This window comes from Acetobacterium sp. KB-1 (genome assembly GCF_003260995.1).
Lineage (GTDB): Bacteria > Bacillota > Clostridia > Eubacteriales > Eubacteriaceae > Acetobacterium > Acetobacterium carbinolicum.
This window is the reverse complement of the sequence record NZ_CP030040.1, coordinates 2,169,511-2,181,913: the sequence shown is the minus strand read 5'-3', so window position 1 is coordinate 2,181,913 and position 12,403 is coordinate 2,169,511. Positions and strand designations below refer to the sequence as shown.

Genomic DNA, 12,403 nt, shown 5'->3' with positions numbered 1-12,403 from the left:
CACAAGGGGACATAAGAAGACAATATAAGGCGACGTAAAATGAGCCCCAAATGTATTATTCCTCCTGGGAAAACGCAATCCCCCGGTGTTCTATCGAAGTCGAAAAGACAATCAGTGTTTTGGTTCGGCCAAATTGTTGCAGCTCCCCAATGAAGCTGTCCAGTTCACTGGTGCTGGGGAAAAGAACTTCCAGCAGCATCGAATAATCCCCAGTGACACAATTGCATTCAATCACATTGATGCAGGTCTTAATGTAGGGATAAAATTCTTTTTTGCGAACGGGTTCAACCTCAAGATTAACAAAGGCCTTGATATGATAACCCATCTTGATGGGATTCACCACTGCCTGATAGCCGCAAATATAATCGTTTTTCTCCAATTGCTCAATCCGTGAAGAAACTGCCGGTGATGAGAGGTAAACCTGGGCAGCTAAATCTTTGATTGAAATCCGTCCGTTTTTTTGTAACAGATTTAAGATCTGCAGATCGATGGAATCCAGTAACTTGTTTTTCATGGTTTTAATCTCCTGAACGCGTTGAAAATAATTGAAAATATACTGTTGATGTAAAAAACGTACATTCTTTACACTAGTGTAGCATAATTAAATTAAGTAGAAAAGCGAAAAAACTTTTTAAATTAGGGATATACACTTAAAATAATTAGGTATCATCGTTTTACATTGAGTGATTGACAATGTAAATGGTTTAAGTTTATGATTGTTTTCAGTTGATGTTCACAACAAATCATAAACAGGAGACAAGTATATGAGAGAATTTTATGATCCATATTTAAACGTGGTCGATGTAATGACAGAGGCAATGAAAATTGGCGGGATGAATCAATATATGTTTGAGATCATTAAAAATCCTCAGCGGGAGACAAAGGTCTATTTACCAGTCGAAATGGATGATGGAGCGGTAAAAGTGTTTGAAGGCTATCGGGTTCAACATTCCAATATTCGGGGACCCTTTAAAGGTGGAATCCGCTTTCATCAGGACTGTAATTTAAATGAAGTAAAGGCTTTGGCGACCTGGATGTCGCTAAAATGTGCAGTGGTCAATATCCCCTATGGTGGGGCTAAAGGCGGGGTGCGGGTAGATCCCGATACCTTGTCGCTGCGGGAACTCCGTAAACTGACCAGACGCTATGCCTTTGCCATCGAACCACTAATTGGTGCTGATACCGATATTCCAGCACCGGACGTCAATACCAACGCCCAAACAATGGCCTGGATTCTGGATACCTACAGCATGCTAAAGGGCAAGCCCTGTCCCGGCGTGGTTACCGGAAAACCACTGGAGCTGGGTGGTTCAAAAGGACGAAATTCGGCTACTGGTCGAGGGGTGGCTATCAGTACCAAGCTGATTCTGGAACGGGATGGCAAGACGCTTGCGGATATTTCAGTGGCAATTTCGGGGATGGGCAATGTTGGCGGCAATGCAGCCCGGATTCTTTTTCATCGCGGTAGTAAAATTGTGGCTTTAAGCGATGTCTCCGGGGGCATCTACTGCGAAGAAGGTCTGGATGCGGATGAAGTCTCAACGTTTCTGGAGATTAAATGTAATCAGTTAAAGGATTATCAGAAAGCGGGGGTCAGCCATATTTCCCATGAGGAGGTACTAACCTGTAAATGCGATGTGCTAATCCCGGCGGCACTGGAGAATCAGATTAATGCTGAAAATGCTCCAAAACTGCAATGCTCGTATATTGTTGAGGGCGCTAACGGACCGACTAGTGTGGAAGCCGATGCGTTGCTAAAAGAACGGGGTATCGTGTTGGTACCGGATATCTTTGCCAATAGCGGTGGGGTCATTGTCTCTTATTTTGAGTGGGTACAAAATATTCAAATTCTAACCTGGAATCGGGAGCAGGTTAATAAAACCTTGGAAAAGATCATGTCGGCCGCCTTTATTGAGATCCAGGAAGAAAGTCAGCAGTCCCAATGTTCATTACGGATGGCTGCTTATATCATTGCCTTAAAACGATTGATTTATGCAGAAGAAATAAAAGGCATTTTCCCTTGATCAATCGTGTTATTTGATAAAGTTTGAAGAGGTCACTCTTTTTCAACTTTATTTCAAGGTTCATGAATTAAATTATTTAGGTAGTAACATCCACCTCAACCAAAGAAAAAACAGCGGACTTTATATCAGTCGGCTGTTTTTTTGTGCTAATTTTGAAAAGTGATAATAAATACAGTGATTCCACAACGATAAATGCTATAATAAAAAATATGATAGTGCAGGTGAAACAGTCAAAAATAGAGGAGGTTTCCATGGATGAATATTTCGACATTATGATGCAAAATCCTCGCGTTTTGCAACTGGTTCTGGTGGTAGCAGGCGTGATCCTAATTTTGACGGCGAAAAACTTGATTCGGTCTCGCCTGAGCAGACACATCAACGATCAAAATAATTCCTATCGAACCAGAAAGGCCATTAACCTTGTGGGCTATTTTCTCATTCTACTGTTGATCTCAATTATTTATCGCGAGAGCCTGGGATCGTTAACAATTTTTTTGGGGATTGCCGGAGCTGGGATTGCTTTTGCACTACAGGAAGTTATTACAAGCATCGCTGGATGGATGGCGATCTTGTCCAGCGACATTTATAAATCTGGGGACCGGGTATTGATGGGCGGAATCAAAGGCGACGTGATTGATGTCGGTGTGCTGCGAACCACCATTATGGAAATAGGCGAATGGGTAGAAGGGGATTTATACAATGGCAGAATTGTTAGAATCTCCAACAGCTTTGTATTCAAGGAACCCGTATACAACTATTCCGCAGATTTTCCTTTTTTATGGGATGAGATTAAGGTTCCGATTCAATATGGAAGTAATTACACTCTGGCAAGAGAAATTCTCTATGATGTAGCTCAGGAAGTGGTAAGCGACTATTCTGATGAAGCGGAGAAGCATTGGGAGATCATGGTACAAAAATTTCTGATTGAAAACGCCTCAACCCATCCGATGGTAAATATTATTGCCAATGATAACTGGGTAGAGTTTAGCCTTCGTTATGTGGTGAACTATAAAATGCGTGTGGGTGTAAAGGATCAGCTATTCACAAAAATCCTTGAGAGGGTAGAAAGCAGTTCAGGTCAGGTTAAGTTTGCCTCAGCAACTTTTGCGTTAACAAAAATGCCTCCCATTGAAGTAAAATCGAACAATGAGATCAATAGCCCATAGGTGGTGTTAGTTTTGATGAGAATCAAAGCAATGGCAAATTTTGGCGGTTTCGTTGCCATTATTGCGCATAAATAAAAAATGCTTTTGATAAATAATGAAAGTAGGATGATTGAATGAAAAAAATAATTAATAAGATTCGAACAAGCATCTGGTTGTATCCAACGATTTATAGTTTGTTTGCGTTCGTACTCTCGATTAGTATTACAATCATCGATAAAACGTATACTGATGAATCATTGAACTATGTAAATGAGCTATTTTATACGACATCTTCTTTAGCCCAGGCAGTATTGAGTATTATTGCAGGAGCGTTTATTACAATTTCGACCTTTACTTTTTCGACAACGATGGTAGTGTTGACGATGTATTCTTCACAGTTTACACCACGCGTTGTAGAAAATTTTTTAAATAATAAGACAACAATGAAATCTTTTGGTATTTTTCTGAGTGGATTTATCTATGCGATTACTTCGTTGTTGTTTATTGACACAAATAAAGATGGTAATCTTGTAATTGCGGCCAGTGTAGGTGTTATTTATATCATAGTCGGTCTGGTATATTTCCTATTATTCATCCATAATGTTTCAACCCATATTCAAGCCAGTGATTTAATATCTAGACTTCATGAAGAAGCAATCGGAGAAATTGAAAAGTATACTAATTTTGCAAAAGAGTCAGAAATTATTTCAGAAGTCAAATTGGAAAAAATAATAGACAAAAAGAATTTTATTAAAATATTTGCTCGGTCCGATGGTTATATTCAAGAAATAAATTACCAAAGATTAAAAAAATTTGCACAGAGATATAAGTGTATTGTTTGTTTTAAAAAAGTTGTCGGGCAATTCGTTTCAACGGAAACGAGGATTTTAATAATTTATTTCGAAGGTTTTGAAGATTTTACTGAAATCGTATTAAATGAACTTCATCAATGTATTTTGATCGGAAATAAAAAAACGCAGGCTCAAGACTTTAGTTTTACAATTCAAAAGATCGTTGAAATCGCTTTAAAAGCACTTTCGCCAGGGATAAATGATCCAAATACGGCAGTTCATTGTCTTAAGATCATGGGTGTTTTGTTAAGAAATTTAGCAAATATCGAAAAAGGATATATTATCTTAAAAGAACAAAATGAATTTGGCTTTATAATCTACGAAGCTTTTGATTTTGAAGTGCTGCTGTATGATGCCTATAATCAAATTATGTTTTATGGGCAAAAGGATGTATCCATTGTGGTGGCAGGATTTAAATCGTTGCGATTTATAAAAGCCAAGGCAAGCCAGAACAATCGTGAAATAATTGATGAATATGCAAAACATGTATTTAATAAACGCGAAAATAAAGCTTTTGGCAAATTAGAATTTAGTAAAATTCAAAAAGAATTTAATGATTTGCTTAATTTCTAGAAGAACCGATTTTTTTCAGATCTTATTTCATGTGACGAATGAATTATAAAAGTTATAATATTCCTCTCACCCCAAGAAAAACAGCGGGCTAACAGTCAGCTGTTTTTTTGCGTGATTAGCTGCAGTTGGTTAAAAAAGAAAAGGTTCAAATTGTGAGTAAAGATCGAAAAGATTAATAAAATACTTAAATTGCAGAAGTTTTCTGGATCTTTATCAATTCCTTATCTTTGCTTTGTAAGATTATTAGTAAGCAAACTTAGTAATTTAACTAAATAAACAAACAAATTGGAGGAACTCATGGAAAAAATAATTTTAGAAACAAAACAATTGACGAAACAGTTTAAAAATCAAAAGGCGGTCAATGACCTGTCGATTAAGGTTAAAGAAAACTCTGTCTATGGTCTGCTGGGGCCAAATGGGGCCGGGAAGTCAACGCTGTTAAAAATGATCACCGGATTGATTAGGCCGACGGATGGGGAGATCTTGTTTGAAGAAACACCCTGGGAAAGAAAAGACTTAGCTAAAATTGGGGCCCTGATTGAAAACCCGGGCATTTATCCCAATCTGACTGCCATGGAGAATTTAAAGGTGGCGTGTACCCTCTATGAACTGCCCAGCTCAAGAGCTGAGGAAGTGCTAGCGCTGATTGGTTTAGAAGGTGCCGACAAAAAGAAAACCAGAAATTTTTCGATGGGTATGAAGCAACGCTTAGGAATCGGTTTAGCCATTATTAATACGCCGCGGCTGTTGATTCTGGATGAACCAACCAATGGCCTGGACCCGGTGGGGATCGAAGAATTGCGAGAATTAATTCGTTCCTTCCCATCCCATGGGATCACCGTCATTCTTTCTAGTCACATTCTATCGGAAGTGGCACTGGTTGCCGATGAGGTCTCAATCATCGCGAATGGGGTCGTCGGTTATCAGGGCGCCGTCCAAAAAGGTGAAGACTTGGAAAAGATATTTATGGATGTGATCCGAAAAAACAAGGGTGAATACATATGTTAGCCATCATAAAATCCGAGTTTCAAAAAAGTAAACGGTCAGCGGTGAACAAGTTTGTTATTCTGGCACCCCTTATGACGCTCCTGCTTTGCTATTTTTTAGGTGGGGGACAAAACGGCGCCTATAATTGGTGGGTGGTCATGTTTCTGCCCGGGCTCATCGCTATTTTAGCGGCGATGGTCATCGGTCGTGATAAGAATCTTGAGTATAAAGGGCTGTTTCTCTATCCAAGAGAAAAAGCCTTATTCTGGATTGGCAAAACACTTTATGTCAGTTTACTGTTTTTAGGCTCCAGCCTGATTTTTATGTTGGGCATTGCCATGATGGGATTAATTGATCAAGCGACGATCTCCTTACAGGCCAACTTATTGGCCATGAGCATATTAATTTTAACCTTTCTTTTTCAGATTCCGATTTGTATGTTTCTGGCGGATCGTTTCAATCTTTTTGTGGCAACGCTGTTTAACGTCGGCATGGTTATTTTATCGGTGGTATCATTTGGAAGTGAATCAATTATAAAGTACTCCCCCTATGGTGTTGGTGTGGCCTTGATGTGCCCGATTCTCCATATTTTGCCCAATGGCTTACCGGTTCCCGAAGGCAGTCCATTATTAGCTGACAATGGAATCTGGAGTGCGGCACTCGGTTGTATGCTCGTTTTTATCATGCTAGTGGCAGCAACGGCCTGGTCCTTTAAAGAGCGGGAGGGAAAATAATGAAGTTTAAAAATCTGCTGATTACTGATATAATAAAACTTAAATCAACCCCGGTTCTGTGGCTGCACGTGCTGGTGCCAGCGCTAGGGTTGATGGTGTTTTTGAGTTATTATGCGGTGAGTCCAATGGACGTCTTTATGAAACAAAAAACCTATATTACAGTGATTTGTGTGGCGTTTCCGATTCTTTCTGGTGTGATTACCGCCATGGTTGCCGAAGCTGAAGACCAGGCCGGGAATTACCGCAACCTGTTAAACGTCTATCCGTTTAAGTGGCCGGCTTTAATGAGTAAATACCTCGTACTAATTGTGCTTGGAGGGCTTAGTACCCTTATTGCCGTGATTGGTTTTTATCTTGGCATGTCACAAATGACCGAGACATTGACGATTGGAACGTATTTTGCATTGACCGGCATTTTATTTGGGTGCAGTTTGTTTTTGTACGCATTTCATTTATTTTTAAGTCTGCGTTTTTCAAAATCGGTTTCTGTTGGTATTGGGATCTTTGAAGCCCTCATTGTGGCCCTTTTCAGAACCGGAATGGGGGATGGCCGGTGGGCCTATTTCCCCTGCGCCTGGAGCATCCGTTTTACCTGGACGACGATGACCCAAAGTGGCAAAGGTGTCATGATCCAGGACCCGATGATGCCGCTTGGCATTGTTTTGAGTATTGTGGTGACGATTTGGGGGGTGGGACTGCTAATGGTGTGGTTTTCGAGGTGGGAAGGCCGTAAATCGGAAGAATAGGAGCGGGTGATGGCAAACATATTAGTGGTCGATGATGACCCCGGGATGTTGGATTTAATCGCCAATGTCTTGAGTAAAAATGGTCATCAGATAAAAAAAATTGAAATACCGGAAGATGTTTTAAAAGAAAAATTGGATTATTATCAGCTGATGATCCTGGATGTGATGATGCCGGGGATGAGTGGTTTTGAATTATGTCACAAAATCAGAAATCAGGTCGATTGTCCGATTCTCTTTTTAACGGCCAAAGCGGAAGAAGCGGCCATTATTTATGGTCTTGGTCTGGGGGCCGATGATTATCTGACTAAACCATTTGTCATTGCCGAACTGCGAGCCCGGGTTGACGCCCATTTAAGACGGGAATCACGCCAAAAGAGCCATGCTTTTACGGTCGGGAATTGTCATTTTTTTATGTCCCGCAAAGCCTGCTATGTTGATGATACTCCCGTTGTACTAACGAAAAGTGAGTATGAAATATCGGAGCTGCTGGCACTTCATCATGGACAGGTGTTTTCCAAAGAACAGATTTATGAGTCGGTTTTTGGTGCTTTTGGCGAGAGTTATAATAGTGTAATTGTCGAACATGTCAAAAACATTCGCGGTAAATTTGCATTAAGCAAAGAGGAGCCCATCAAAACGGTTTGGGGAGTGGGCTACAAATGGGAAGCATAAGGGGTAAAAATAAATCGTTGCGGCGGATATTTATCTACTTTCTGGGGTGCATGCTGGGATTTAGTTTACTCATTATCGGAGTCAATTATGGACTTTTAAACTATGCGCTTGATTCAAAGATTGTATATCCGGCAAATTACGCTGAATCCTTTATTCAAAAAAATAGTGCGACACTAAAAAGAGCAAGTACCATTACCCTTGACATGATTCCCGACGGGTCTGATTTTGGGGTCTATGATGTAACTGGTAATTATCAATATGGTTCATTTCCAGAGAATGGACCAGAGCATCTTGAAAAAATCGGGCAGATATGGAAGAATTATGAAAATGGCGATTCATCGTTTAGTGGATCAGAATTTATTTATGTGATCCAAAGAGAAAATGAAGTGCTCCTAATTACCTATCCAATCTCATTGCAATTTAGTGATATGCACTTGCGTCAGGCATTTCCGAAGCTGGAAGCCCTTTGGATTGGAGTCTTTGGACTTGAAATAGTTATCCTGATTTTGATTCTATCCATCAATTTTGGTAAATACTTAGGCAAAAAAATAGCGGTTTTGCAGCAGGCTTCTTGGAATATTGAAAATCAGAATCTGGATTTTGATCTGGGTGGCAGCGATGTGTGTGAAATCAATCAGGTACTGGACAGCCTGTACCATCTCCGGGATGCGTTAAAAGAGTCGTTGCTGCAGCAATGGCAGATTAAAAAAGGAAAGCAGGAACAAATTTCTGCTTTAGCCCACGATATCAAAACGCCATTAACGATTATTAAAGGAAATGTGGAGCTGTTGGGTGAAACGACCTTAGATCAGGAGCAAATGTTGTATCAGAAATATATCATTGAAAATGCGACTCAAATAGAAGGCTATATTAATAAATTAGTTGAGCTTTCAAAATCGGAGACACCGCAAGGGCTGACGCTTAAAAAGGTAGCAGTTAAAGATTTGCTTGATGAAATTCATGAACAGACTAAGGGTCTGATTATAAAAAAGAACATTAAACTCAACTGGCAGGAAATAGATATAGCTAAGGAAGTGATTCAAGCGGATCTGGAAAAGCTATATCGGGCGATCATGAATGTGATGGGAAATGCCGTTGAATTTACACCGTCCCAGGAGACCATTGCAGTAACAGTAAAGAAAAAAGACGGTGAACTTATCTTGACCATTTGTGATGGTGGAAAAGGCTTTGGAGCCCAGGCATTACGCCATGGGAAGGAGCAATTTTTCATGGGAGATACCAGCAGAACCGATCATAAGCACCACGGGATGGGACTTTATATTGCCGACAACATTGTGAAGCAGCATGGCGGTCAGCTTGTCGTTGGCAACACGGCCCAAGGTGGTTTGGTAACCATCACCCTTAAAGTTTAAGCCATGTATTAAAAATTAGAAAGAGAGATGACGATGGAACAAGATAATTACAAAAAAGTGTGCGAGTATTGGCGACTCAAGGCGCTTAAGTTTGACTACGAAGAGCGCTATGCTGCTCTGGGGCTGCCCGGGTATAATGCGGCTAATTTACCGATCACTTACTTTGGCGTTAACTACGAAATTAAACGCACCGATGCCAGCATTAGCCGCGTTGATAAACCGGAAGAAGTGCCGGATTTTTACACCCAATCAGCCATCTACCACTTATTTCATTTTTCGAAACAAGCACCGAAAAATTCCGGCAATTTTATTCCCCTTCATGAGCTCCGGGGCGCAGCGCCGTTTAGTCCGGCATTTAAAAAATCGACTCTCGCTCCTTTTGCTAAAACATTTGAAGGCAAAACCCAGCAATTGATAGATACCGCGGAAAAGCTGGGGTTTGAGCGGCTGCCTAATTCAGACGCCGGTTTTCAGGCGATGGCGTTTGTCTGTATGCCCATCCGGTTTCTATTTTGGGATGGCGATGATGAACTTCCCGCCCAGGCAACCATTCTTTTTGACGAAAAAATCACGGATTTTACCCATGAGGAAACCGTCATCGGAATCGGTTCGGATCTGGTGAATCGCTTGATCGATGCGGCGGGGTTAAAACGATTGGTATAAATAAAACCGATTGATCAGGATCATCTTGATTTTAAGATCAATGGGTATAAAAAAGCCACCACCACGTAAAGTGATGGCTTTTATTTTGGTAAGGAACAGGAAAATTATCGCAGTTGAAATTGGTCAATCATTTGTTTTAATAAAACCGATTGGCCGGATAATTCTTCACTGGCCGCCGCACTTTGTTCGGCTGTGGCCGAGTTTTGCGAAACAACATGGGCAACTTGTTCAACGCCCATATTAATTTGGGCAATGCTGGTAGCTTGTTCATTGGAAGAGCTGGCAATATTACCAATCAGGCCCGTAACTTGACCAATGCCAGCGACAATTTCATCCAGCGCTGCTGCTGTTTCATCGGCGATCTTGGTACCTTCCTGAACCTTGCCGATTGAACCTTCGATAAGTTCGGTTGTTTCTTTTGCAGCATCAGCACTGCGAGCGGCTAGGGTTCTTACTTCTTCGGCGACGACTGCAAATCCCTTGCCATGTTGTCCGGCCCGAGCGGCTTCAACTGCAGCATTTAGGGCTAAGATATTAGTCTGGAAGGCAATATCATCAATGACTTTAATGATTTTTGAAATATCATCAGAAGACTTGTTAATATCGACCATTGAACGCTGCATTTCGGTCATCTGATAATTACCTTTATCAGCATTTTTAGCGACTTCTGTAGCTAATTCATTGGCACGGTTTGCATTAACTGCATTGTGCTTAGTCTGGTCGGCGATTTCAGCGATGGATGCTGTTAATTCCTGAATTGAGCTGGCTTGTTCAGTGGAACCTTGAGCCAGCGATTGGCTGCTGTCAGAGATTTGGTTGGCACCGGCATTTACTTGCTCAGCCGCATCGTTGATATTACTCAAAAGCGTGTTTAATTTTTTGATAATCGTATTGAGAGAAATAGAAATGGCATTAAAATCGCCTTGATAGACTCTTACATCGTTAATACTAAGATTTCCATTGCCAATTTCTTCAGTAACTGCCGAAATTTCAGTCATGACTGTTCTGAATCGGCTTCCCATGGAGTTAACTGATGTTTTTAGGGCTTCAAAACGTCCTTGATAGGTGCCATTCACGGAAACGTTTAAATTTCCCTCGGACATCTCATCCATCGTAGCAGCAACTTCATTTATTGGTTTTGAAATTTCTTCAAGAATAGCATTCATACCCTTAATCAATTTTTGCCAGGAACCACCGAAGCTTGTTTCATCAGCCCGGGTATCCAGTTCACCCTGGATAGCTGCCCGGGTAAGCTGGGTTGCATCTTCGATGAGAACACTAATTGAATCTTTTACTTTGATTAAGTTGTTTTCAATAGTCATAAACTGTTCGTAGGTCTCATTGGTATAGTCATTTGGCTTCTGAATATCCAGATTGAAATCCAGATTTCCAGCCGACAATTGTTCTAAGTTCTCTTCTAAACGGAGGACTTCTTTTTTTGTATAGTGGGCAACACTTTCGCTTGGCGTTGTATCGTGAGAAACTTCCAGATAACCAATCGTTTCACCGTTTTTATCTACAATAGCCGTTGTGTCCATCCGGTAGTATCGGTCCCTGAATTCAAACGGATATTCGATTCGGCCACTTTTTTTAAATGCTGTAACACCACAATTTTCGGTTTTGCACATTTGTAGATTACAGTCCGAACAGTTAGTGCCATACATGTCTTCACGATGTTCGGCAGTTCCGGTTTTTTTCATCAAATCCCCCAGGGCTTTATTAAGAAAAGTAATCTTCGAATCATTATCAACGGTGGTAACACGATATGGCATTGCATCAAGAATAGCCATAAAGAAATCCTTTTCATTTAAGACTTCTTTTATGGTCAAATTGAGTTGTTCGATCGCACTTTTATAATCTCCGCTCAAATCTACTTCTGCTGTCGCGACTTCAGGTAGTGTTTTTAGACAAGTAAAAACGTTTTCAACGGATTTTTGGATGCTCAGTAAACTATTTCCCATTAGATCGCTCTTAGAGGTTGGCGTGATGACAACCGATAAATCGCCATTACCAAGGCGATTAGCAATGTCAATCTGTGATTTGAGATCTGCCGCAATTTCATTTAAGATGTAGCCTAATCGTTCTAACTCATCACGTGGTTGTACGGTTTCGGAGTTAACGTCAATATCACCATCAACGATTCGATTGGCAACTTTGATAAGATGCGATATTTTGTTAGAGGGGTCTTTCAAGCCAAGTACAATCACACCAACGATCACAACCAATCCGATGGTATTGATGAGGATCATGGTGTTTAGAACACTTGCAAATTGATCAATGTTCTGACTTAAAACATACATAGAAACGCTAACGGTTGCTAAAAAAATCAAAGCAACAGGTAAAACAACCGTCAACAGGATCTTTGACAATAAACTTATTTCATGCTTCATTTTTACTCCTTTTTAGTATGGATTTAAATGTGTTTAAACAACAATTCAGGTTTAATTCACCACTTTTCTTTGAAAGACTATACCACTGATCAATGCGCGCATCGATGCTGTTACTCTTCACAGCAAGGGTATTCAATCGAATCTGTTTATTAACATCCAACATTATATCCGATCGTTTTAGCAAACTCAATCATATTTTATGCATTGCATGATTTAAATTCATTTAATTCACAATAGGAAAATTT

General features: G+C 40.4%; 11 protein-coding genes. 9 read left to right on the top strand and 2 right to left on the bottom strand.

Annotation, left to right across the window (positions count from 1 at the left end; translation table 11 throughout):
• Window positions 1–55 precede the first annotated feature (55 nt).
• Entirely contained in the window at window positions 56–499 is a 444-nt protein-coding gene (locus tag DOZ58_RS10125) for an Lrp/AsnC family transcriptional regulator (protein WP_111889741.1), read from the bottom strand.
• 265 nt (window positions 500–764) lie between these two features.
• On the opposite strand from DOZ58_RS10125, the gene DOZ58_RS10120 reads away from it, so the two are divergent.
• The 9 genes from DOZ58_RS10120 to DOZ58_RS10080 all read left to right on the top strand — a co-directional run bounded on the left by DOZ58_RS10120 (window position 765) and on the right by DOZ58_RS10080 (window position 9,768).
• Window positions 765–2,024, top strand: coding sequence for a Glu/Leu/Phe/Val dehydrogenase (locus DOZ58_RS10120; RefSeq protein WP_111888172.1), 1,260 nt, complete (start codon window positions 765–767; stop codon window positions 2,022–2,024).
• A 251-nt stretch (window positions 2,025–2,275) separates the two neighbouring features.
• Window positions 2,276–3,190: a mechanosensitive ion channel family protein gene (locus DOZ58_RS10115; RefSeq protein ID WP_111888171.1), complete on the top strand. Its 915-nt coding sequence runs from the start codon at window positions 2,276–2,278 to the stop codon at window positions 3,188–3,190.
• Window positions 3,191–3,303: 113 nt separating this feature from the next.
• Window positions 3,304–4,593 (top strand): DUF2254 domain-containing protein, encoded by a 1,290-nt coding sequence (locus DOZ58_RS10110; protein ID WP_111888170.1) that lies wholly within the window; start codon window positions 3,304–3,306, stop codon window positions 4,591–4,593.
• A 297-nt stretch (window positions 4,594–4,890) separates the two neighbouring features.
• On the top strand, window positions 4,891–5,601 hold the full coding sequence (locus tag DOZ58_RS10105; protein WP_111888169.1) for a lantibiotic protection ABC transporter ATP-binding protein: 711 nt from the start codon (window positions 4,891–4,893) through the stop codon (window positions 5,599–5,601).
• A complete protein-coding gene (locus DOZ58_RS10100) occupies window positions 5,595–6,314 on the top strand; it encodes a lantibiotic immunity ABC transporter MutE/EpiE family permease subunit (RefSeq protein WP_111888168.1) in 720 nt (239 codons plus the stop codon). The genes DOZ58_RS10105 and DOZ58_RS10100 overlap by 7 nt, the downstream gene beginning before the upstream one ends.
• Entirely contained in the window at window positions 6,314–7,060 is a 747-nt protein-coding gene (locus DOZ58_RS10095; RefSeq protein ID WP_111888167.1) for a lantibiotic immunity ABC transporter MutG family permease subunit, read from the top strand. Before DOZ58_RS10100 ends, DOZ58_RS10095 begins: the two co-directional genes overlap by 1 nt.
• Before the next feature lie 9 nt (window positions 7,061–7,069).
• A complete protein-coding gene (locus tag DOZ58_RS10090) occupies window positions 7,070–7,732 on the top strand; it encodes a response regulator transcription factor (RefSeq protein WP_111888166.1) in 663 nt (220 codons plus the stop codon).
• Entirely contained in the window at window positions 7,720–9,105 is a 1,386-nt protein-coding gene (locus tag DOZ58_RS10085) for a HAMP domain-containing sensor histidine kinase (RefSeq protein WP_111888165.1), read from the top strand. The genes DOZ58_RS10090 and DOZ58_RS10085 overlap by 13 nt, the downstream gene beginning before the upstream one ends.
• A 33-nt stretch (window positions 9,106–9,138) precedes the next feature.
• Window positions 9,139–9,768 (top strand): DUF3786 domain-containing protein, encoded by a 630-nt coding sequence (locus DOZ58_RS10080; RefSeq protein ID WP_162624495.1) that lies wholly within the window; start codon window positions 9,139–9,141, stop codon window positions 9,766–9,768.
• A 104-nt stretch (window positions 9,769–9,872) separates the two neighbouring features.
• Here DOZ58_RS10080 and DOZ58_RS10075 read toward each other — a convergent pair whose 3' ends face one another.
• Entirely contained in the window at window positions 9,873–12,158 is a 2,286-nt protein-coding gene (locus DOZ58_RS10075; RefSeq protein WP_111888163.1) for a methyl-accepting chemotaxis protein, read from the bottom strand.
• Window positions 12,159–12,403: the final 245 nt, after the last annotated feature.

Bases quoted from the DNA above. Each gene is read 5' to 3' on its own strand.
- DOZ58_RS10120 (WP_111888172.1), top strand. From the start codon at position 765: ATGAGAGAATTTTATGATCCATATTTAAACGTGGTCGATGTAATGACA.
- DOZ58_RS10115 (WP_111888171.1), top strand. From the start codon at position 2,276: ATGGATGAATATTTCGACATTATGATGCAAAATCCTCGCGTTTTGCAA.
- DOZ58_RS10110 (WP_111888170.1), top strand. From the start codon at position 3,304: ATGAAAAAAATAATTAATAAGATTCGAACAAGCATCTGGTTGTATCCA.
- DOZ58_RS10105 (WP_111888169.1), top strand. From the start codon at position 4,891: ATGGAAAAAATAATTTTAGAAACAAAACAATTGACGAAACAGTTTAAA.
- DOZ58_RS10100 (WP_111888168.1), top strand. From the start codon at position 5,595: ATGTTAGCCATCATAAAATCCGAGTTTCAAAAAAGTAAACGGTCAGCG.
- DOZ58_RS10095 (WP_111888167.1), top strand. From the start codon at position 6,314: ATGAAGTTTAAAAATCTGCTGATTACTGATATAATAAAACTTAAATCA.
- DOZ58_RS10090 (WP_111888166.1), top strand. From the start codon at position 7,070: ATGGCAAACATATTAGTGGTCGATGATGACCCCGGGATGTTGGATTTA.
- DOZ58_RS10085 (WP_111888165.1), top strand. From the start codon at position 7,720: ATGGGAAGCATAAGGGGTAAAAATAAATCGTTGCGGCGGATATTTATC.
- DOZ58_RS10080 (WP_162624495.1), top strand. From the start codon at position 9,139: ATGGAACAAGATAATTACAAAAAAGTGTGCGAGTATTGGCGACTCAAG.
- DOZ58_RS10075 (WP_111888163.1), bottom strand. From the start codon at position 12,158: ATGAAGCATGAAATAAGTTTATTGTCAAAGATCCTGTTGACGGTTGTT.